Here is a 20,589-nt window from a genome sequence, read left to right on the forward strand (position 1 = left end):
AGCGGTGGGCGAGGTCGCGGGCGGCTGCGATGTCCAGGCTGCCCTGGAAGACCCCGGACACCGAAAGGGCCGCCTCCCGGCCCGCTCGCCGGTCTGCACCATCCACGATCCGCTCCACGGCATCCCCGCTCTCGACGACTTCCAGATCCCAAACGACCGAAGACCGCTTACCCCCGAAATCTGCTTCGATGCGTGGAGACCTTGGAGAGGACACCGGCTCTTTGCCCTGTCTTCAACCCTCGTCGAGAACGGCAGCCGAATCCTCTTGTCGCGACAGCGGCTCGCGACGTTCCACCGCCTGTCCGGGATGAAGCGACAGCGGCCCGAGCACCGTCCCCCGCCCCGATGACGGCTCCACCCATTGCGCCGGTCGGCGCGTACACAGCGACCACGTCCCTCATGACGTCGTTGGGCAGCGATGACGGTCACGGCTGTCACGAGGCAACCGGATCACTGCTGCCGGGCGCGCATTGCACGGGTGGCCGTCCACCGAGGACGCGCCCGTCCGCGCCACCGGTCCGCGTCGTACCCGGGGCGCGCACGATCTCCGGCCCCCGCTGTGGCTCAGGAGTAGGTCATCGGGCAGCCGTACCGCACGGAGTACTGCGCGGCGCGCAGGTAGAGCGCCACGTAGAAGGCCGTGTCCCGCTGCTCGGCCCACGGGCCCGGCCGCGCCCGGGCGGTCCGCTCCGCTCCGTCCTCCAGGAACCACCGGCTCAGTGCGAGGTTCTCGCCCTCCGGTATCGCGTCCACGGGCAGCGCGACGGCGCCGGCGAGGCGCTCGGCCAGCGCGAGCACCTGCGGGGCCCCGGAGACCACCGTCTCCTCGCCGGAGTAGGCGGTGCCGACGGGCAGGACGATCGTCTCCTCCAGAGCGAAGGGAACCAGCACGCTCCAGTCGAGGAGAGCAGACAGCTCCGCATCGGTCAGCCGCTTCCTGCACAGGGCCACGAAGCCGTCCATGGACGGGCTGACCTTCTCCTCGAACCAACCCGGCGCCTCCCGCGCGACCCGCGACAGGTCGTAAGGGGGCAGCCCGCGTCGCCGCAGTTCGGTGTTCAGTGCGGCGGCGACATCCCCGTAACCGTCCTCCCCGGGCCGCGACCAGTCCTGCGCGGCGACACTCACCAGATAGACACCCATGGGCACAACGTACCGGCCACCGCTGACACCCTTGCGAACGCCGTGGTGCGAGCCCCTCCCGACCGCGTCGCCCCGACGGGGGACGCACGGTGCGCAACCGCCTGGCTCCGAAGGCGACTACGGCGTTGGTCTTCTTCGGTACGGACCCGACCTCGGGGAGGAGCGACCGCCCGGCGATACTGCGCGCCGAGCGCGTCCAGGACCGTGCCCGCCCGGTTCGCGCGCCCCTACCCGGTCGGACCGCCTCGTCGCGCCCTTCCACCCACCACGCAGGCACACGAGGGGAGCGGCCCCGTGATCCCGGGGTCCGCACGCGTACCAGCACGGACTGCTGCGTGCGCAGCGTCTGGGCCCGTGGGCGCCCGTGTCACCCCTCTGACGAGAAGAGCCGACCGGGACCAGGGAGCCGACCGGCACAGATGTCAGGCTGGAAAGGACTCGTCGTTCTCATCCCTGCAGAAGCGGAGTGTGCCGTGCCGAATGCGGAGCTTTCTCGAACCGGACGCAAGCACCCGGGCTCACGTTGGCCCGTTCTTCTGGGGCTTCTGTTGATCTGCTACGCCGTTGCCGCACTCGGTGGGCTGGCGTCCGCAGACGCGGGCGACACCTACAACGCGCTGGACCGGCCGTCCTGGGCCCCGCCCGGATGGCTTTTCGGGCCCGTGTGGACCGTGCTGTACGGCACCGTCGCCGTCGCCGCGTGGCTGGTACTGCGAAACCCCCACGGATCCACCCGTACGGCCATGACCTGGTGGTCGGTCCAACTGCTCCTCAACCTCGCCTGGACCCCGCTCTTCTTCGCCGCCGGCCAGTACGGCCTGGCCTTCCTCGACATCTGCCTCCTCCTCTCGGCTCTCCTCACCACGACGGTCCTCTTCGCCCGCCACCGCAGGGCTGCCGCACTCCTGCTCGTCCCCTACGCGCTCTGGGTGACCTTCGCCGCGGCCCTCAACCTCACGATCTGGCTCTCCAACACCTGAACGACCCGATGTCGCTGCCCGGAAACACCGATCCTCCAGCCACTCCCGATCGACTTGTGAACGGTGATGCCGAACGTCCTTCGTCCCGGATGCCGGTGCGTCCTCCGACAGGACGGGGCGTCGGCCCGGAGAAGAGAGACGAAGCGGTGCGGAGCCCGACGGTGTTCCCGGCATGGCTTCGGCGCCGGTACGCGGCGAGGGAACGCCCACGAGCTCACCCGCGAGCCGGGCGTCTCCGCCCACGCCATCCGGATCCGGATCCCTGACTCCGGCCGGCGCGGCCGTCCGTCCGCCCGCAGGAGCTCCCGTCCCACCGGCTCGTCCCGCGCCCGCCCGTGAACACCGGTCCCCGCGCCTCGGCCACGAGTGCGCCAGATCCCAGGAGCCGAGCCCAGTACCAACAGACGTACCCGATTGGGCGACTGTGCCCCGGCCTGTCACAGGTCAAGATCATCCGGTGAGTTCTTCTCTGACGCGCAGCGCGTGCGCCGTAGCCCTTCTTCTGACTTCCGCCTTGGTCCCCGCCGTGACCGCATCCGCCCAACCGGGAGATTCCGGGAAGGGATCGGGGCGCGCCCTCCAGGCCCGCCTGCTCGGTGAAAGGATCGTCCCGCACAAGCTCACCTTCCGTGACACCACGGTCGGGGGCCTTTCCGGCATCGACCGCAACCCGTGCACCGGCGAGTACGTGTTCATCAGCGACGACCGCTCCTACCTCCAGCCTGCCCGCTTCTACACCGCCGAGCTGGACGTGGACGCCGGCGGCGTGCACGCCGTCGACTTCACCGGCACCCACCCCTTCCTCCAACCCGACGGCTCGGTTTACCCGGCCCCGACCACCGGGGACGGAGAAGCCGTCGACCCGGAGGAGATCCGGGTCGACCCGCGCAGCTGCGCCTACTGGTGGGCACAGGAAGGCGACCGTCCCAAGACGGCCGGCCCGCCGGTCATCCAGCCCTCCATCCAGTACGCCTCTCCCACCGGCGACCACCTCGGCCGGCTGAGGCTGCCGGCGAACTACACGATCACGATGGAAGAGCGCGGACCGCGCCGGAACCAGGCGATCGAGGCGATCACCTTCGGCTCCAGGGGCAAGGTGGTGACCAGCGCGGTCGAGGGACCGCTCCTTCAGGACGGCCCGGAACCGGACGTGAACAACGGCGCGCTGGTCCGCGTCACACAACAGAGCCGGGAAGGCCGGGTGCTCGGACAGTTCGCCTATCCGCTGGAGAAGATCTTCGCCGAGAACGACCCCGACAGCCCCTGGGGTCCGGACACCGGAGTGCCGTCCATCCTCGCCTTCCCCGACCAGCCCAACCGCTATCTGGTCCTGGAGCGCACCTGGGTCGCCGGCGCCGGTTACAAGATCCGCCTCTTCGACGCCACTACACGCGGGGCGACCGATGTGCGGGAGACGGAGTCGCTGGCCGGGCGGGCCGTCGTGCCGATGCGCAAGAAGCTCGTCGCGGACTTCGACGCCCTGGGCCTCTCGGCCGTCGACAACACCGAGGGCATGACCTGGGGGCCGGACCTGCCCTCCGGGGAACGACTGCTGGTCCTCGTCAGCGACGACAACTTCGACAGGGAGGCGATCACCCAGATCGTCGCCCTCGGCATCAGGTGACCGCACCACCGCCCGGCACTCGCCCATGAGCACACGAGGGCACCTGCGCGCAAAGGCTCACCGCGGGTGTCCTCGCCCTACCCCAAGCCCCTTGCGCTTCGACCGCGGCCGCGCCGCGACACGCCCTCCGCGGTTCGCGTCGTGTCCCTCACCCGGTGATCGCGCGGTACGGGGCACGACGTGTTTCCGCGCGCGGCTCACGGTGCGGGGTCGCGGTGGATGACGGTGGTCTCGTACGTCTCGGCGTCGCCCCGTCAGGACCTCCCCGAGTCGGGGAGGCACCCCGACATCGACACCGGAAACCGGGCCCACCACGGACACGCCGCGGCCCGGCCGCCGACGTGAGCCGGGCGCCGGGCCGATGGGGACTGTGGGTTCAGAACGGCATGTGGCCGCGGGCGCGGCGGCCGAAGGAGCCGCTCTTGCCGACTGCCTTCGAGCTGCTGCGGAACGGCTTGCTGAAGAGGCGACCCAGGGGGCCGGGGGCCTTGCCGCCTGCGCGGGAGCCCAGGCCGAGGGTCTTCCGGGTACCGCGCTCGGGGTGCTTGGAGAGGCGGGGCAGGAAGAACGCCAGAACGGCGAGTACCACGCAGATGGCGACGATTCCGGCAATCATCATGGTCGGACTCCACTTCCTCGGTGGCGCGGTGACGTTTCGTCGTGTGTGACCGCGCGTACCCGGCGAACCTTCGTTCACGCCCGGCCGCCAAGTGGGCTACGGCGCAGGCGAAGTCCGACCCCGGCGGACAGGAATTGGTTGTCCCGGTGGTGCCGGGTGGGCTGGATCAGCGGGGCGGGAGGGAAGCCAGGGAGAGGTCCCACTCGTCAGCCGCGCACAGCAGCGCCGCGGCGTCCAGGCGGACCTCCACGACGTACTGGTAGAGGTCGGCCGCGTCATCGTCTTGCTGCCACGGAGGTGCCGCCTCCAGGGACAGATGAACGCGGATCACCGCCGTCCCGCCCTCCGTTCGACGGGCGAGGCTGAGAGCCACGACCGGCTCGACGAACCATGTGTCCGGCGACAGCTCGCCTTCGGCATCGGGTTCGGTGACGTCCACCGTCCCTGCGGCCACCGCGCGCAGCCACGCGGACACCCGGCGGGCCTCGTCGGTGAGCAGACACGGATCGGCGAAGGACCACTTTCCCTCAGGAGTCGCCACCGTGCCTTCGACGACAAGCCAGTTGTCGTCGAAGGAATCGCCCCGAACGGTGGCGAACTGATAGCGCACCGGGTGGAGGCCGACACTGGTGGTGGGATCGTTCAGGAGCACGGGGCCAGGATGTCACGCGTCGACCGGCGGCGGACTCGGCCCTCGGCCCAGGTGTACGGACCAGAGCGCCGCCCCTGACTCCGGCTCGGGGACGACCGGGAACCCACCACGACCCGGCGGGCGGTCGACCGGGTCCTGTCAGCGGCACGAGCACCGGTCGCACGCAGCACCACGCCACCCGAGCCCCGGCGGGCCGCTGCTCGCCGTTCCTCGGGATCGCGTCCGGTGCGGGCCCGCAGGTCGTCCGAGTCCGGACCGTCTCCGGTCACAGGCCCCGGTCCCGGTTCCAGCGCGACACGTGCACGGCGTAGAAGACGTTCCCGATCCCGCAGGTGAGGAGCAGCAGGACGCAGTGGATCCCGAAGGACTGGCGTCGTCGCCGGACCGTCCCGTACCCGCCGACCGCCGACGCGGCGGCCGAGGCGGTGACGTTGTTGTTGATGATGATCGGCGGCTGCCCGGCCGGAGCGGGGGGCTGACCCGGAGTCGTCATGGAACGGTCCTTCGTGAGCAGTGATCGAAGGACCGAACGTAGGGCGTGGGTCGCCCGGGCGGACCCGAAACCTCCCGCCGTCACACCGGCGGGTTACGGCCCGATCGCCAGTCCCCCTCGGCGCCTGCCGCCCCGGACGGTCCGGACAGGGAACCGCCGGACGGTCCCGCAAGGACGGCGTGAGTACGGCTCACGGACCGGTCGAACCGGGCTGGGTGACGGGAACGCGCCGGGTGGAGAACAGGGCGACGAGTGCGGTGCCGAGGGAAGCGCCGAGGTTGGTGACGGCGTTCTGGACGCCCCCGAGTCGCCTGTTCTGCAGCATGGCGGGGTCGACGAGTGGTTCCTCGCGTCGCTTCACCCGGCCAGGTCTCCGCACGCCTCGGCGTCACCGTCCGCGCGCTGCACCACCGGGACGAGATCGGCCCGGCCCGGCCCTCGCTGCGTACGGGCGCCGGGTACCGGCTCTGCACCGCCGCCGATCTCGAACGCCTGCACCGCGTCGTCGTCCACCGCGCGATCGGCCTCGGTCCGGACCGTGTCCAGGCCGTCTTGGACGACGCCGGCACCGACGTCCCCGCCGCACTCCGCGCCCAGCGCGCCCAGGTCGCGGAACGCGTCGAGCGGCTCCAGCGGCTCGGCGCGGGCCTGGACCGGATGATCGAGGCGCACGAACGCGGTCTGCTGCTGACCGTCGAGCAGCAGGCCGCGATCTTCGGCCCGGACTGGGACCCGGAGGGGTCGGTGAAGGCCCGGCAGCGGCACGGGGATACCCTGCAGCGGCGCCAGTACGCCGAGCGTTCGGCGGCCCGCACGTACGCGTCGGGTCCGGGCTTCGCCGCGCACTGCGACAGCGTCCGCCCGGGTCTCGCGGCGTGGTTCCGCACGGTCGTGGACGCGAGCGCCCGCGCCCACGGCATCGACCCGGACACGGCCGCCTGGCGGTAGGCGGTACGGCCCCCGGGCCGACCGCGCGGGCGCCCGGCCCGGGCGGCGGCCGGCGAGAGCGGCGCCCGCCGCCGTGTCCGTGGCAGCGATCGTGAGGATCCCGGCCCCGGCCGCTGGGGCCGGCAGGACGACCTCTCCCGGCCTGCCGGCCCCTCTCCGGAAAGTCAGGGGGAATGGATGCGGGCTTCGGGGGCAGGAGGTCGTCGAGTCCATGGGACCCCTTGTGAAGGAAGAGCCCGCCGGTTCCCCCCTCCGGCTGGTTCTCGGGTTGTCGAACGGCTCGCACCATCGGGCGGTGGTGCGAGCCGTTCGGCATGTTCGAGACCCTCCGGCATCCACGGAATGGGATTGAGGGGTCGACGAGTCCGCCGGGTCGCGCGGCCGGCCCCCTGCCGGATCAGGACGTGGACCGCCGTCCTGCCGCGCTCGTCAGCACGCGGCCGGCGCCCGAAAGGGAAAGCCGCACATCCCGAAGGAGGAGAGCGCCCCGGCACCACGGTCCGACGAACCCGAGCCCCGGCCGCCGTCTGGTGCGGCTTCAAGGGTGACCGCTCCCACCTCTGCGACCTCCGGACCCTCGACCCCGAAGCACGATCCGCCGGACGGTGTCCGGGGAGGGCGCCGGCACCGGCGCCCCCGACGGGTCGGTCGCCCCGGACGTTACGGGCGGGCCAGGACGTCGCTCAGCCGGTGGGCGTAGATCACCCGGCCGCACGGGGAGCCCGCGTCGGTGCAGCCTGCCGTGGTGTCCGCACGGTGCTCGGTCAGCGACCAGAGGTACTGGGGAGCGCCGGACACGCTCTGGCCGTGCTCGACGTAGAGGTCTTCGGGACCCACCGCGTTGGTGATGTTGCTGCCGTAGTCCACCAGGCGACCGTTGGTGACGGTGGCCCGGCGCAGGCTTCCGCTGTGGTCGAGGTAGCTGCGATTGAAGTAGTACATGCCGTTGTAGCGGGCGGCACCCTGGGTGAGGTCGCGGGGCAGGTGGTACGCCGAGGTGGCGATGACCGTTTCGCCGGTCTGCTGGAGCAGGCCCGTGGCGTCGTTGACGGGAAGCGCGCCGACGCGGCCCCTCTCCGGGTGGTCGGTGTCGGAGTTGCAGTACTCGCCCATGATCAGCGCGGGTGCGTCGGGGGAACTGCGGTCGATGGAGACGTACGACGCCTTGGGCGCCCCGGTGGCCACGCAGGTGCCCGCGGACGAGTTGCCCTGGGCGGCGACGAACTTGTACGACGCCACCTGCGGCATCACGTACCGGTAGGTGTGCCCGTAGTACACACTGTTCTGCCTGCCGATCTTGCTCTCGTCCGTGACGTTGCTCTTCAGCCCGTTGAGCGTGGTGTCGTCCACCGAGGCGTTCCGGTCGGGGTTGAGGTCCAGGACGGAACGCATGTCGAAGACCCGCAGGCCGTTGAGGGTATCGGCGACGTACAGGTGGTGCTTGTACCAGGCGATGCCTCCGGCGTGGACGTCGACGGCCCGGTAGGAGGCGTTGCCGTACGAGTTGACGTACGGCTCGACGAGGAGGACGTGGCGGTAGCGGTACCCGTCGGGGGTGCCCGTCACGGGCGTCTCCGGGTCCAGGAACGACAGCCGCACGCCCTTGTCGGGACAGGTGCCGGAGTCCGCCGTGCACAGGGCGGGGTTCGCCTTGTCGTACCAGGCGGTGACCAGCGGCTTGCGGGTCCCCCAGAGTTCGTCGGCCTGGGCGTCCGAGACGCCCGTGATGCCCTGCGGGATCCACTCCTCGGTTCCGGCGTCGCCCGCGTCCCAGCAGAACTTGCGGGCCGGGGCGAGCACCGCACCGTTGTCGCCGGCACCGAACGGATCCGTGGTGCATGACGTACCGGTCTTCGCGATGCGGTTGCCGTCGTCGAGCAGGTCCTGGACGCCTTCTGTCGGCAGGGCCGCCTTCAACGCGGCCACCGTGCCGCTCAGGTCCGGTCCGGGCTTGAGGTTGAAGGAGGAGGCGGCGGCCGGGTCTCCGGGGGCCGCGGCCAGTGCCGGGGGGGGCTGAGGACCGGCACGGTCAGGACCGCCGTGACGAGCGCGGCGACCCAGCCGACATGGCGACGGGAGCGGCGTGTGGTGAGCTGATGCGGAGTCAACGTGCTCTGGCTTTCGTGCGAACAAATACGGATGAGAGTCGTGATCATGCCAATCCGTGCACGGCTGCGTCCAGACGCGGACCCGGATCCCGCCGTCGGGCCCTTGAGCACGTTGTCGCCGGTAGGTGGCCGTCCGCTCGGGTACCGGCGGTCCTGCGGGGTTCAGACGGTCAGGAGCTGGTTGGCGACGGTGTCCAGTCCCAGGGCGTGGGCGCCCTTGACGAGCAGGACGTCGCCGGGAAGCAGAAGGGAACGGGCGGCGGCGCCGACCGTGGCGGGGGTGTGCCGGTCGGGAGCGGTTCCGGTGGCGGCGGTGTAGGCGGCGGCCAGGGTGTCGGCGTCTTCGCCGGTGCCGACGACGAGGAGGCGGGCGAGGCCGGCGCGGGCGGCGGCGTCGGCGACACGGCGGTGCCACTCCGTGGAGGCCTCGCCGAGCTCGGCCATCTCGCCCAGGACCGCGACCCGTCGGCGGCCGCGTCCCACTTCGGTCAGGGCGTCGAGGGCGGCCAGGACGGATTCGGGGGATGCGTTGAAGGCGTCGTTGATGATGGTGACGTCGTCGGTGCGGGTGGTGACGGCCATGCGTCCGCCGGTGGCCATCCGCGCCTCGGGCAGGGCCGCGGCGACGGTGTCGAAAGGGACGCCGGCGGCGAGGGCGGTCGCGGCGGCGGCCAGCGCGTTGGTGGTGTTGTGCCGGCCGTGGAGGGCGAGCTGGACCGGTGCGGCCTGGTCACGGTGGCGCAAGGTGAAGAAGGGACGGCCCTCGACGGAGCCGATGCCGGTGGCCCGGACGTCGGCGCCTTCGCCGGTGCCGAACGTGAGGATCGGGCCCGCGTGTTCCCGGGCCATGGCGGTCACGAGCGGGTCGTCGGCATTGAGGACGGCCGTGCCGGTCGCCGGCAGGGCGCGGACGATCTCGGCCTTGGCGTCCGCGATGGCCTCCCGGGAGCCGAACTCTCCGACGTGCGCGGAGCCGATGCCCAGGACGGTGGAGATGCCGGGGCCGGCGATGTCGCACAGGGTCTGGATGTGGCCCTTCCCCCGCGCGCCCATCTCCAGCACGAGGTAGCGGGTGTCGGGCCGGACACCGGTGACGGTGACGGGGAAGCCGATCTCGTTGTTGAAGCTGGCCCGGTTGGCGACGGTGGGGCCGTGGGCGGCCAGGAGATGGGCGAGGAGGTCCTTGGTGGTGGTCTTGCCCGCCGAGCCGGTGATGCCGATGGTGGTGCCGTCGTAGCGCCGGTGGACGGTGCGGGCGAGGTCGGACATGGCGGTCAGCACGTCGGGGACCAGGACGGCCGGGACGCGGACCGGCCGCTGGGCGAGCACGGCGACGGCACCTTGGGCGACGGCGTGGGCGGCGAAGTCGTGGCCGTCGGCCAGAGCGCCGGAGAGGCAGGCGAACAGGGCGCCGGGCGCGGGGTGGCGGGAGTCGAACGCGAGCGGCGCGGTGACCGTGGGGGAGCCGTCGGTGGTGTGGAGGACGCCCCCGGTGGCGGTGGCGATCTCGCTGAGGGTCATGGGGATCATACGAGCGGCTCCTTGATGGGGGGGCAGGACGATGTCCCGGCGGGCGGAGAGGCGGGACGGGCCGGCCCGGGGGCGCGACGGGCACGCGGTCGGGCACACCCGCCAGTCTCACCCCCGGCACGCCGGGGGACCGGCTGAACGCGCTGCCGATCGGCCGACCGGGTCGACCATTTCTCCGGGCCCGATGACGAGTTGCGGCAAAGCGGCTCCGGACACCCGCGTTCGTCCGTAGCGTGGGACGGCATGACGGTGCTGATCATCGGCGGCAGCGGCTTCCTGGGCGCCGAGCTGGTGCGCCAGGCGGTGGCGGCGGGCCGCTCACCGGCCGCCACGTTCCATTCCCGCCCCGGCGGCCGCGGCGGAGCGGCCTGGCACCGTCTCGACCTTCGTGACCCCCTCCGTTTGGAGGAGGTCCTCGATACGGTGGCTCCGGACGTGGTGATCAACGCGACGAGTGGCGGAGCGGACTGGGCGGTCACCGCCGAAGGGGGTGTCCGTCTCGCCCTGGCCGCGGCCGAGCGCCGTATCCGCCTGGTGCACGTCTCCAGCGACGCCGTCTTCTCCGGTACGGACCGCGCGCAGTACGACGAGACGTGCCTCCCGGACCCGCTCACCCCGTACGGGGCCGCGAAGGCGGCTGCCGAGACCGCCGTACGCCTGCTGTGCCCCGGCGCGGCCGTCGCCCGCACCTCCCTGATCGTCGGGGGCGGTGGCTCCGCGCACGAGCGGCTGGTGCACGCGCTGGCCGCCGGCACCCGGCGGGGCGCCCTGTTCACCGACGACGTCCGCTGCCCCGTACACGTGGGAGACCTGGCCGCCGCCCTGTGGGAGATCGCCCCTTCCGACACGGCCGGCATCCTCCACTTGGCGGGCCCGGAAGCGGTGAGCCGCTATGAGCTGGGCGAACTCATCGCCCTCCGCGACGGCCTCGGCCCCGGTCGGCTCCCGTCCGCGCTCCGCTCCACCACGGGCCTGCCGGGCGGGCTCGTCGTACGGCTCGACAGCCGCGCCACTCAGCGAAAGTTGGCCACCCGGCTTCGCGGCGCCCGCGAGTTCCTGAGTGAGGACGGACCGCAGCCGGACTGAACGACCGGCGCCGCTTCCCGCCGGACAGCCCGAAGACCTCCTTCGGCGTCCCGGCCCGGCCACGCCGCTCGCGACCACGCCACCCGACCGGTCGCACCGGACCACCCGTGACGCGTCGCGCGGGCCGACGACCAGCCGCGCCCGGCCCGACCGCTCCCTGCCGTCGACCTTCTCGGCGGCCTCTGCGCGCGCCTCGGTGTCGAGGAGGGCCCCGCAGCGTGCCGATCGCCATCGGGTACGTGGCGGCCACGGCGGTAGGGGGCGCAGCCTGATCGGCGGCGACTGCCGTACGTCGCACGAGCCCCTCAGCGGGCGGAGCGCGCAGCGGGGTCGAGGAGGGTGGAGCCGACCCGCTGGAAGGCGCCGGCCAGCGCTTCACGCTGTTCCGGGGGGAGGGAACCGAAGAGCACGCCGTCGAGATCCGACAGCGTTTCGTCAGCCCGCGCTCGTGCCTGTCGCCCCGCGTCCGTCAGGTTCAGCTGTGCGGTGTTGCCCCTGCCCGTGGGGCTGACGCGCTCGACGAGGCCCTCCGCTTCCAGCCGCCGCACGACGGAGAGCATGCTCGGTGCGCTGATCCGGGCCCTGCGGGCGAGCTCGCTGATGGACAGACCCGGTGACGCGGACAGATGGCCCATGACCCCCAGGAGCCGGACGGACAGCCCGACCTCCTTCAGACGGCCCTCGACTTCCTCCCGGACGATGCGTCCGATGCCCGCCAGCTGAAGCGACAGGGGCATTCCCGGGCCCCTTCGCCGCGTTCCCTCCGGCACCGCTCCTCGGCGGTCCGAAGAATCATCGGTCACCGCAGCAGCCCTCCTCTCGCCTCGTCGTCCCCCGATGCTACTGTCCCTGTCGGCAGTTTTAGCCAAGCTAAAACCAGAGGGAGTCCGATGAGCAAGTTCTTTCTGACCCTGCACGTGCTTGTCGCCGTCCTGGCGGTGGGGCCGGTGACCGTCGCCGCCAGCCTCTTCCCCCGAAGCGTGCGCAACAGTCTCAACGGCTGTTCGAACCGGGCCCCCGAGGCCCGTCTGCTGCACAGGCTCACCCGTGTGTACGCCACGGTCGGCGCCGCCGTCCCCCTGCTGGGCATCGCCACCGCCGCGGCCATGGGGGTGACGAAGGACCCCTGGGTGATCGCTTCGCTCACGCTGACGGCGATCGCGGCGGGTTTGCTCATCACGCGTGTCCTTCCCGGTCAACAGGAGGCCCTGGCCATGCTGAACGAGGACGGGCGCCGTGCGGCCGCCGCGACGGACGTGCCCGCCGCGACGGACACCGCTCAGGAACCGGCCGCGCTCCTCAAGCAACTGTCGATGACCACGGGGATCTTCTCCCTCCTCTGGGCCGTCGTCCTCGTCCTCATGGTCGTCCGACCGGGCTCCTCGACCGGAGGCTGACCCGCTCGACCTCCTGTTTCCCGCCTCCGCACCGCACGGGTCACGACCGGTCCTCCATCTCCCCGTCCTTGCGCCACGGCAGATACGCCGGCAGGTCCCGCGGGTCGAGCCCGGGGAACTCGGGGGCGCGGCGCTCGAGGAAAGGGACCACGCCCTCCGGCGCGACGCCGCACCGGCCGGCTTGCGGCTCCTGCTGCCGACCGCGAACCTGTTCCCCACGGCCTACGACATTCCGCGGTTGACGCCCGACGCCCCCGTCGGCCTTCTGGCCCGCAGGCCCTGATCGGCTGACGAGCTCGGCCGGAGCCTCCCGCGCGTGGACCCGGTGCCCTGCCCCTCATCGGCCGGGCCGTGCCGCACGTGGGGACTGCCGCACTCCGGTCGGCTGCTTCGGGCGCCTGCTCCCGGGCTGCCGCACCACGCAGCAGGTCGTGGTCGGACGTGCTGACGGCGCGGCCCATGGCGTCGCCCTGCACGGTCTTGAAGTGGTCGGCGGACCAGTTGTCCATCGAGGTCTTGATCGTGGCGGCCCACTGCGCCGCTGTGACCCCTTCGTGTGTGCACGGGTTGCCGCAGGCGTTGTACGTGAGCATCCGCGCGGAGGGCGCGGTCGGGGCGTGACGACGTCGGCGCGGGCCGCGGTGGGCGCGAGGCCGACGGCCGCCAGGAAGGCGGCTGCACCGAAGGCCGTCGCCCGGCGCAGGGTCGGCAGCGGTGTGGCAGGAGCCATTGCCCCAGGCTTCCTCAAGACAGGAACGTGCCCCAAGACAGGAACGTGCCCCTGACGTGCACGTTCAGAGCACGATTATGGGGGGCACCCGGGACGGCGGCGGATGGGGTGCGGGTCAGAGCGGCCGGAGCGCCGTGACGACGAAGTAGTCGAGGATCTTGTCCTCGTATGCGCGCAGGAAGTTGCGCGGCCAGGTGCCCGGGGCCCACCAGCGGGCGAGCCAGGCGTCCCAGCCAGGCCAGACCTCCGGGCCGATGGACCCGGTCCGCACGTCGACCAGGCCCGCGGTCCTGAAGGCCTCGGCGAGGGCGGTCACGGGCCGGGCGATGTCCAGACCGCTCGCGTACGTGTCCAGCAGCCCTGCGAGCTGCTCGGGACGGCCGGGGGCTTCGTCCGCAGTGAAGAAGCTGGTGACGGCCACGGTGCCGCCGGGCCGCAGGACCCGCGCCGTCTCGGCCGCGAAACCGGCGAGGTCGGGGAAGTGCTGCACGGCCTCGACACTGACGACGACGTCGAACGCTTCGTCCTGCCAGGGCATCTGCTCCGCGGCCCCCTCGGCGAACCGCAGCCGGCCCGACTGCTCACCCAGCAGAACGGCCTGCTCCTCGCGGGCCCTGGCCAGCTGGTCGGGGTGGATGTCCATGCCGGTGACGCCATCGGGCTCGTACTCGGTGAGGGCGACCGCGCAGCCCATGCCCAGTCCGCAGCCCACGTCCAGCACCTGACGTCGGCGCAGCGGCCCGGCGGCGTCCAGGACGTGCCGGTACAGGGCCCGCTGGCTGCGGGCCCGCTCGTCCTCACCGAGCGGGCCGGCCAGGTCGATGCCCCGCCAGTAACCGAAGTTGATGAAGCCGCCGCCGAACAGGGGCTGGTGCCCGAGGTCCAAGGGCCCGTACGTCTCCTGCACCGTCGGCCGGATGCCGGGGCGGCCCTGCTCGACACCGGTGTCTTTCCTCATCGCTGTCCTGGTTCCTTCCCGGCACGATCCGACCGCCGTCGCACGTATGCGAATCCCACCGATCCTGCCCCCGGTACCGTGCGATCATGCCGGCGGCCGCCGGAGCCGGGGGAGGGCGACTGCCGGCAGCGGCATGTGCTCGGCTGCGGAACCGACCGGCTCAAGAGAAACCGGACGGCAGCCGCCCGGTGCGACGAACTCGCCGTTCGCCGGAACCGGCCTCGCCGGCCGGCGACGGTCACCTCCGGCGCCGTCCCCCTCGCGGACCTCCTTCCGGTCGATCACGTACTTCCTCGCCCGCGTGGGACCGAAGGAACTCCCTTCGTCCGTACGTTCCACTTCTCAGCGTGTGCTCAGCAGTTTCGGACCGGTGTCGAGGCCGACGACGTGTCACAGGGGTGGTGGTTGCTGCCGGGCGCAGCCGGCCGCCGGTTTCGGTGGGAGTCCGGTGGGCGGTGACGAGGAAGTTGATGCCGCTGGAGCCGATGAAGGCGACGTGCCGCATGTCGGTGACCATCCGGGTGCGGGGGACGACGTGGATGTCGTCGGTGGCGGTGGCGGTGGCGGTGGCGGTCAGGCGGTCCGAAGAGTCGGTCTTTTCGGTCTTCGTCGCCTCACTGTCAGCCATGTGAGTGATACTGGCACTGCCAGACCTTCGTCCGTAGTTCCTGCCCCCGCAGGCTCACGGCGACATCTTCATGTGATCGGTCTCATGTGGGGGGTGCAGACGCCGTTCATCCGAGCGCGGGTGGGGCGCGAAGGGCGAACGGGGTAGCGAAGGCGGCAGTGATGGAAGCAGTGCCCGTGGGCGAGGACGGCGCCGCACCGGACGAGCAGGTCATGCGGTCCACCACGGCTTTGCACGGTGACGACAGTGACATCTCCCGTGCCCGCCGTCTGGCCGGCGGTTTCCTCACCCGTGCTCGGACCGAGTATGGGCTGCTCGTGTCTCAGCGTGCCATCGATCTGGCCCAGCTGGTGGTCAGCGAACTGGTGACCAATGCCCGCAAGTACGCGCCGGGGCCGGCGGCGCTGGATCTGCGGATCGTCGGGGGGATGGTGGAGATCGGGGTGTGGGACTGTGATCCGGTGCTGCCGGTGGCGCGGGCCGCGGATGCCGGCCGGGTCGGGCAGCACGGTCTGGAGATCGTCGTGGCCGTCGCCCACAGTTTCGAGGCACGGCGCGAACCGGTCGGCAAACGCATCACCGTCCTCCTCACCCTGGCCGACGAGACCAGTCGTGCTCCTACGGGCCGCTGGCCTTTGGAGAACGGACAGATCTGACGGACCGGCTTCTCTCGAGCGCCTTGAGTGTTTGGACCCGGCCCGCGGAATGCCCCGGACGGGGAGCCTGCTGCCGACCTCCACGGCACCGGAGCGGGCAAGGGCGTTTCGTGTGTCGGACGGATTCCAATCCGTCCACCGGTTCGCGCCTTGCAGCGTGGCGGAATCGAAGGCGCCCGGGCAACGGACCGTGAACATCACCCCGGCCTGATCGACGAGGAGCTGGGAAGCAGGGTTCGGCCGGCTTCCGGCAGGACTGGCAGGAGATCCACGTGCCCGACGGTCGTGCGCGGCGAATGGCTCCCTCGGCGACCATCGAGCCCCACCGATGTTTCATCAATGACGACAGAGGATGTCGGGTTTACGGTCGACCATGGACGTATGCGTGAAACCCCAGAAGAACTCGACAAGCTCCAGTCCCTCCTCGCCTCCTCTCTCCGGCTCGACCGCACACCTCCGCTCCATCGTCGAGGGCCGCACCATCACGGCGGCGCAGCTCACCGGGGTCCTCACCGGCATGTGCACGCTCGCCGTCTCCACGGTGACCGCGAAGGGCGAACCTCGGATCAGCGGCGCCGACGGGCACTTCCTGCACGGCCGGTGGCACTTCGGCACGGCGCGCAACGCCGCCAAGGCCCGTCATCTCGCCGCCCGCCCGGCCGCCAGCGTCGCGCACATGCGCGGTGAGGACCTCGGCGTGTTCGCCCACGGCACGGTGGAGGAGATGAACCCCGAGAACGCCGAAACCACGGCCGACTGGCACGAACTCCTCGCCTACCTGAAGGACTTCTACGGCGACGACGACGCCTTCGACTGGAACCACGAGGTCGTCTACTACCGGCTGAACCCGCACTGGATGACCGTCTACGCCCCCGACCTCGACAAGCTCACCGGAACGTGACGCCGGGCCCGTGGGCACATCGGCGCCACCGGATGAGAAGAGGGAAGCACCGGCAGGACGACCCGGGCGATCACGGTTCTGGCCGATCCCGGGGAGGCACGGCCACCACACAGCACCTTGCCTGCGACGGGAAGGGCCACCGCCCGATTGTGTTCGAACCCGCGCTCCACAGGACGGTTCCGTGTGTCCCGTGCATTGAGCCCGGACCGTTTGCCGCCGAAGCGGACGACCCGGCATGATCGAAGTATGGACGTAGTGGATCGGCTGACACGGGCCGCGGAGGAGGGAGACGCGGCATCGGTGACACAGTCGCTGGACGCCGGTGCCGAGGTGGATGCCGTCGGCACCGCTGGGCGTACCTCGCTCGATCTCGCGGTACACGCAGGGCACGCCCGGATCGTTCGTGTGCTCCTTGCCGCGGGAGCAGATCCACGGCAGCCGGCGGGCGAATACAGCGAGTTGACGCCGATGTGCCTGGCGGCGATGTACGGGCACACGGCAGTAGTGGGGGCTCTCCTCGACGCCGGCGCCCCCATCGGTGCCCAGGGCAGAAGGAGCTACGTACCGCTGGTGTTGGCGGCGACTTCCGTGGAGCGGGGGCATCTGGAGACCGTGGACCTGCTCCTGCGCCATGGTGCGGACATCAACGGGACGATGAAAGGCAAGACGCCTCTTGAGTGGGCGGCCGCCTTCGGGCAGGTGAGCGTGGTGCGCCAACTGCTCGCCCGGGGGGCGACCCCGACAGCGAAGGCGTTGAACGAGGCCCGCGCAGGCGCCGAGCGGCATCCGAGGAACGCAGAGAAGTACAGGCTCGTCAACGACGCCCTTCATGCTGCAGGTGTCGAGGACTGAACCTCCGCCCGTCCGACTTCACCGGCGAACGGGCCGAGTTCGATGTCGACGGACAGCCGCCGAATTCTGGCAGGCAGTGGCTCGCGGGGCGCTTGCGCGCCTCGCTGCAGGAGGGGGCCCGGGGGCTGGGGATCGAACGTGCACCGACGGAGGTACGGATATTCAAGACGGCCCCGGACACCTCCGCCACGGCGCTGAGCGTGCGTACCGCGTCGGTGCGGGCCCGTACCGATGGCATCGAGTGGACGTGTCCGACGGACGCGTGGGAGCAGTCGCCTCCGAAGGCGGCGCTCATGCCGGCGGCGAGGAGGTGTGGCTGCGGATGTCCACCGACCGCCGCTGCTGCGCTGTGCGCATGCGCTGATCGAGGGGGTCATGGTCTCGCACCGACACCAGGTCGGCCACCGGCACCGACAGCGCCTCGTGCAGCCGGCCCGGCGTCGGTTCCTGGCACAGTTCCCCGCCGTCGCGGCCGACAAGGGCGGCTTCGTTTCCGCGGTGCCCTGCAGAACGGCCACGTCCAGGACGACCGCCGCGGCCGTCCGCCTCCGGGCTGGTCAGCGTCATGTGCCGCTCGTACGCGGCCGCGCTGCGCGCGATCCCGTGGACGCCCTCCCCGTAGAACGGGAACGTCGTGGTCGCCCCGTGCGCGTCGGCCACGTCACCACGGCTCTCAAGCCGGTCCCGACGGCGCCGACCTGCTGGAACTCGTACCGTACGGTCAGGATCGCCGCGTTCGGCGACCGCAGCGTGGAGGCTGAGCGGCCCGTCGATCAGGGACAAGGAGGATCACCACCGTTCGCCGGCTGCCGCCGAGGTGCGCGGAGGGGGACGGTTCGGACGGTAGGGAGTGGCACCGACACGGTGTCACCCGCAGAACCAGGTCCAGGGTTGTCCGTGGTCCTGGCGGACCGGGTGGAGGCAGAGGTCCGGGCCCGTGGGGATCCCCGGCGCGGTCGGCCACCCCGCGACCGTCGGTCGAGACGACGAGCCTGGGGCGTGACCCGGTGGTGCGCACGCAGAAAGTGCCTTCCTGCTTGCGATGACAGAGACCTTGGACAAGCCTCGTCGCCCCGGCTCGGAAAGCACTTTCACGTCACCGCTCATGATCCGGACACAGACCCGGGTGAACGCGCGGACCCGGGCCGTTCCGACACCGGGAGACGCAACCGTTCGTACCGCCGTGAAACCGCGTCGAGCGCTTCTCCCAGCCCGCCGGGCCGCAGTACGCCGGCTTCCCGGGGTCCGCCCGCCCAGCCCGGACCTGCCAGCAGGACCATCGGCGCGATCCGGGCTCCTCGCGGTCCGAAGGCGGTTCCCGCCACTTGTGCGGCCAAGGGGCGGTCGGCGGTGGCGCGGGCCTGGGACCACAGGGCCACCACCGCGGGGCCGCACCGTCGTACCGCGGCGTCGAGCGCTTCGGCCGGGACCGAGCCGCCCAGGACGAGCACCGGCAGGGCCCGTTCGGCGAGCCCCGCGGCCAGCGCCTCCAGGGGAAGGGTGTGGTGCTCGGTGGGCGTGCACGCCAGGACGACGGGTGGTGCGGCCGAAGGCGTTGCGGATCCTGCCACGATCATCCGGCGCAGGGCCGTCGAGACGTGCCACGACAGCAGGTGCTCGACCTCGACGTAGCGCTCCTGCGTCGATTCCCACTTCTTGCCGACCGCGTGGAGAGCGGGCGCGACGACCTCCTCCCAGGCGACGACCAGTCCGTGCTTCCGGACGGCCCGCTCCAGCAGGTCGTCCATCGCCGGACCGTCCAGCCTCACCGCGGCACGCGCCAGCCCCCGGCATTCCGCACGCACCGTGTCCGGAGGCAGGGCCTGGCGGGAACCGGGCCGACGGGTGACTTCCGGAACGGCCACCCTTTCGCTTCCTGCGGAAGGATCCGGCAGCCGGGCGGGGCGTGAGGAGCCGTCGGTGGGCGTGTCGCGGCTCGTCAGGACCACGCGCGCGGCCTCGGCCGGGGAAACCCCGGAAGCGGTCAGCCGACACAGCTCTTCGAGCATCGAGACGTCCTCGGCCGTCCAGCGGCGATGCCTCCCTTCCTCGCGCACCGCCGGACGCAGGCCGTACCGCTGTTCCCAGGAGCGCACGGTGGTCGGCGACACCCCCAGGTGCCTGGCGACGGCCCCGGTGGTCATTCCGTATCGGTTTCCGGCCATGGCTTCGCTCCTCGTCGTGGAGCCGGTGGAGGACGGAACGTCCTCCTCTTCCCGGGTGTGGTGTGCTCACAGGTCTTCGTGCCCGGGGGCACCGGGCCGTCGTCCTGGTTTTCCGACGGAGAGGACGCGTGGATGCGCCCGGGCGGCGAGGACGAGTGGAGGCACGGGGGTCGCCGGGCGGGTGAGCGAGGCGCCGCGAGGAGAGCCGACCGGACTGCATCCGCGCGGCGAGCTCCGAAGAAGTATGTCCCGAATGAACCTTACGGGAGCTTTCGGAAGGTGAGGAGAGGGAATTGTCGCGAGCCGAGTTGTTCCATCCCGGTGGTTGCACTCCGGGCGCGGGCACGTTCGTGTGCGACTGCGCCGAGGAGCACGCGTGGCGGATCGATGTGGCCGGGCACGTCTTCCCGTCCTTCCCGCCCTCGTGCTCCGGAAGTTCGTGGCGATTGACCGAGGAGGGCGCGTCGTCACGGGATCCGGAGTCGCGGGTCCCCGCCTGAACGGACAGGAAACCGGCTTCCGGAACCGGAGGCCCTCATGACGCAGGAGGAAAGATGATCGTCAAGAAGCTGCACGAGTCGGGTGTGCGCAGTGAGCACGCGTATCTGGCCGCCGTGGGGTCGATCGGACTGTCGCTGGTCTCATGGCTGACGTCGAACCGGCAGGAGAACCTGGAGCGGGCCGACCGCTGGGGCATCTTCGTGGGGGAGTGGGCGCCGACCTTCTTCGGGCTCGGCCTCGCGCTCGCGAACTACGAACGTGACCAGACCGCACGACCCGCCGGTTTCGGGGTGGACGCCTGACGGACGGTCGTCGACCCGGCGCCGTGAAGCGCCCGCAACCTCCGGAGGCCCGGTGAGAACGAGCGTTCCTCTTCCCACCGGGCCTCCCGGACGTCACGCGTAGGGGCTGTCGGCGCCGGCGGCTGCGGGTCGTTCGGTCCGGGCCGGGCAGCAGCCGGTCGGGCACAGGTCGTGGGAGGGGCCGAGGGTGCCCAGGGCGCACCGTTCCACTCTGGTGCCCCGTTCGGTGGCGGCTCGTTCCAGGAGGAGGTCGCGGACGGCGGCGGCGAAGCGCGGGTCGGAGCCGACGGTGGCCGAGCGCCGGACGGGCAGGCCG

Annotated in this window: 20 protein-coding genes and 2 pseudogenes; 10 read left to right on the top strand and 12 right to left on the bottom strand. The window is 71.5% G+C overall.

What is annotated here, in order from left to right; all coding sequences use genetic code 11:
* Positions 1 to 564: 564 nt before the first annotated feature.
* Positions 565 to 1,143 carry a hypothetical protein gene (locus tag OO47_RS31395; RefSeq protein ID WP_030222909.1) on the bottom strand — a complete coding sequence of 193 codons (579 nt, stop codon included), beginning with the start codon at positions 1,141 to 1,143 and terminating at the stop codon, positions 565 to 567.
* 548 nt (positions 1,144 to 1,691) lie between these two features.
* Between OO47_RS31395 and OO47_RS31400 the strand changes: the two genes are divergently transcribed.
* Both OO47_RS31400 and OO47_RS31405 read left to right on the top strand, forming a co-directional pair.
* Positions 1,692 to 2,123, top strand: coding sequence for a TspO/MBR family protein (locus tag OO47_RS31400; RefSeq protein WP_234323360.1), 432 nt, complete (start codon positions 1,692 to 1,694; stop codon positions 2,121 to 2,123).
* Between the two features lie 526 nt (positions 2,124 to 2,649).
* A complete protein-coding gene (locus OO47_RS31405) occupies positions 2,650 to 3,747 on the top strand; it encodes an esterase-like activity of phytase family protein (protein ID WP_234323361.1) in 1,098 nt (365 codons plus the stop codon).
* A gap of 376 nt (positions 3,748 to 4,123) precedes the next feature.
* Here OO47_RS31405 and OO47_RS31410 read toward each other — a convergent pair whose 3' ends face one another.
* The 4 genes from OO47_RS31410 to OO47_RS37080 form a co-directional block, all read right to left on the bottom strand.
* Positions 4,124 to 4,366, bottom strand: coding sequence for a DUF6411 family protein (locus tag OO47_RS31410; protein ID WP_030222902.1), 243 nt, complete (start codon positions 4,364 to 4,366; stop codon positions 4,124 to 4,126).
* A gap of 166 nt (positions 4,367 to 4,532) precedes the next feature.
* Positions 4,533 to 5,018 (bottom strand): WapI family immunity protein, encoded by a 486-nt coding sequence (locus tag OO47_RS31415; RefSeq protein ID WP_030222898.1) that lies wholly within the window; start codon positions 5,016 to 5,018, stop codon positions 4,533 to 4,535.
* A 265-nt stretch (positions 5,019 to 5,283) separates the two neighbouring features.
* On the bottom strand, positions 5,284 to 5,511 hold the full coding sequence (locus OO47_RS31420) for a hypothetical protein (protein WP_030222895.1): 228 nt from the start codon (positions 5,509 to 5,511) through the stop codon (positions 5,284 to 5,286).
* Between the two features lie 190 nt (positions 5,512 to 5,701).
* A complete protein-coding gene (locus OO47_RS37080; RefSeq protein WP_158708733.1) occupies positions 5,702 to 5,872 on the bottom strand; it encodes a hypothetical protein in 171 nt (56 codons plus the stop codon).
* Here OO47_RS37080 and OO47_RS31425 point away from each other — a divergent pair.
* Entirely contained in the window at positions 5,851 to 6,459 is a 609-nt protein-coding gene (locus OO47_RS31425; protein ID WP_030222892.1) for a MerR family transcriptional regulator, read from the top strand. The two genes, OO47_RS37080 and OO47_RS31425, sit on opposite strands and share 22 nt — an antisense overlap.
* Positions 6,460 to 7,119: 660 nt before the next feature.
* On the opposite strand, the gene OO47_RS31430 is transcribed toward OO47_RS31425, so the two are convergent.
* Positions 7,120 to 8,385, bottom strand: a complete 1,266-nt coding sequence (locus tag OO47_RS31430; RefSeq protein WP_158708734.1) for a hypothetical protein — start codon at positions 8,383 to 8,385, stop codon at positions 7,120 to 7,122.
* Positions 8,386 to 8,729: 344 nt separating this feature from the next.
* A complete protein-coding gene (locus tag OO47_RS31435; RefSeq protein ID WP_033211012.1) occupies positions 8,730 to 10,097 on the bottom strand; it encodes a UDP-N-acetylmuramoyl-tripeptide--D-alanyl-D-alanine ligase in 1,368 nt (455 codons plus the stop codon).
* A 243-nt stretch (positions 10,098 to 10,340) separates the two neighbouring features.
* On the opposite strand from OO47_RS31435, the gene OO47_RS31440 reads away from it, so the two are divergent.
* Positions 10,341 to 11,183 (top strand): SDR family oxidoreductase, encoded by an 843-nt coding sequence (locus tag OO47_RS31440; protein WP_030222882.1) that lies wholly within the window; start codon positions 10,341 to 10,343, stop codon positions 11,181 to 11,183.
* Positions 11,184 to 11,488: 305 nt separating this feature from the next.
* Here OO47_RS31440 and OO47_RS31445 read toward each other — a convergent pair whose 3' ends face one another.
* Positions 11,489 to 11,920, bottom strand: a complete 432-nt coding sequence (locus tag OO47_RS31445; RefSeq protein ID WP_051716405.1) for a MarR family winged helix-turn-helix transcriptional regulator — start codon at positions 11,918 to 11,920, stop codon at positions 11,489 to 11,491.
* A gap of 153 nt (positions 11,921 to 12,073) precedes the next feature.
* Between OO47_RS31445 and OO47_RS31450 the strand changes: the two genes are divergently transcribed.
* Positions 12,074 to 12,580, top strand: coding sequence for a hypothetical protein (locus OO47_RS31450; RefSeq protein WP_030222876.1), 507 nt, complete (start codon positions 12,074 to 12,076; stop codon positions 12,578 to 12,580).
* 845 nt (positions 12,581 to 13,425) lie between these two features.
* On the opposite strand, the gene OO47_RS31455 is transcribed toward OO47_RS31450, so the two are convergent.
* Entirely contained in the window at positions 13,426 to 14,268 is an 843-nt protein-coding gene (locus OO47_RS31455; RefSeq protein WP_030222869.1) for a class I SAM-dependent methyltransferase, read from the bottom strand.
* A gap of 470 nt (positions 14,269 to 14,738) precedes the next feature.
* Here OO47_RS31455 and OO47_RS37085 point away from each other — a divergent pair, with 470 nt between their 5' ends.
* The 4 genes and pseudogenes from OO47_RS37085 to OO47_RS31470 all read left to right on the top strand — a co-directional run bounded on the left by OO47_RS37085 (position 14,739) and on the right by OO47_RS31470 (position 17,305).
* Positions 14,739 to 14,900, top strand: a complete 162-nt coding sequence (locus OO47_RS37085) for a hypothetical protein (protein WP_158708735.1) — start codon at positions 14,739 to 14,741, stop codon at positions 14,898 to 14,900.
* A gap of 157 nt (positions 14,901 to 15,057) precedes the next feature.
* On the top strand, positions 15,058 to 15,552 hold the full coding sequence (locus OO47_RS31460) for an ATP-binding protein (protein WP_030222867.1): 495 nt from the start codon (positions 15,058 to 15,060) through the stop codon (positions 15,550 to 15,552).
* Positions 15,553 to 15,933: 381 nt separating this feature from the next.
* Positions 15,934 to 16,453, top strand: a pseudogene (locus OO47_RS33730) (pyridoxamine 5'-phosphate oxidase family protein).
* A 246-nt stretch (positions 16,454 to 16,699) separates the two neighbouring features.
* Positions 16,700 to 17,305, top strand: coding sequence for an ankyrin repeat domain-containing protein (locus OO47_RS31470; protein ID WP_078490095.1), 606 nt, complete (start codon positions 16,700 to 16,702; stop codon positions 17,303 to 17,305).
* A gap of 291 nt (positions 17,306 to 17,596) precedes the next feature.
* Here the strand turns inward: OO47_RS31470 and OO47_RS36635 are convergent, their stop codons facing one another.
* Positions 17,597 to 18,088, bottom strand: a complete 492-nt coding sequence (locus tag OO47_RS36635) for a hypothetical protein (protein ID WP_158708736.1) — start codon at positions 18,086 to 18,088, stop codon at positions 17,597 to 17,599.
* A 320-nt stretch (positions 18,089 to 18,408) separates the two neighbouring features.
* Positions 18,409 to 19,470, bottom strand: coding sequence for a MerR family transcriptional regulator (locus tag OO47_RS31480; RefSeq protein WP_051716404.1), 1,062 nt, complete (start codon positions 19,468 to 19,470; stop codon positions 18,409 to 18,411).
* 554 nt (positions 19,471 to 20,024) lie between these two features.
* Here OO47_RS31480 and OO47_RS31485 point away from each other — a divergent pair.
* Positions 20,025 to 20,273 carry a hypothetical protein gene (locus tag OO47_RS31485; protein ID WP_030222858.1) on the top strand — a complete coding sequence of 83 codons (249 nt, stop codon included), beginning with the start codon at positions 20,025 to 20,027 and terminating at the stop codon, positions 20,271 to 20,273.
* A 93-nt stretch (positions 20,274 to 20,366) separates the two neighbouring features.
* Here the strand turns inward: OO47_RS31485 and OO47_RS31490 are convergent.
* Positions 20,367 to 20,589 (bottom strand): annotated as a pseudogene (locus OO47_RS31490) (ferrochelatase); the annotation flags it as partial.

The sequence above is a fragment of the Streptomyces bikiniensis genome (genome assembly GCF_000716625.1).
Taxonomy (GTDB): domain Bacteria; phylum Actinomycetota; class Actinomycetes; order Streptomycetales; family Streptomycetaceae; genus Streptomyces; species Streptomyces bikiniensis.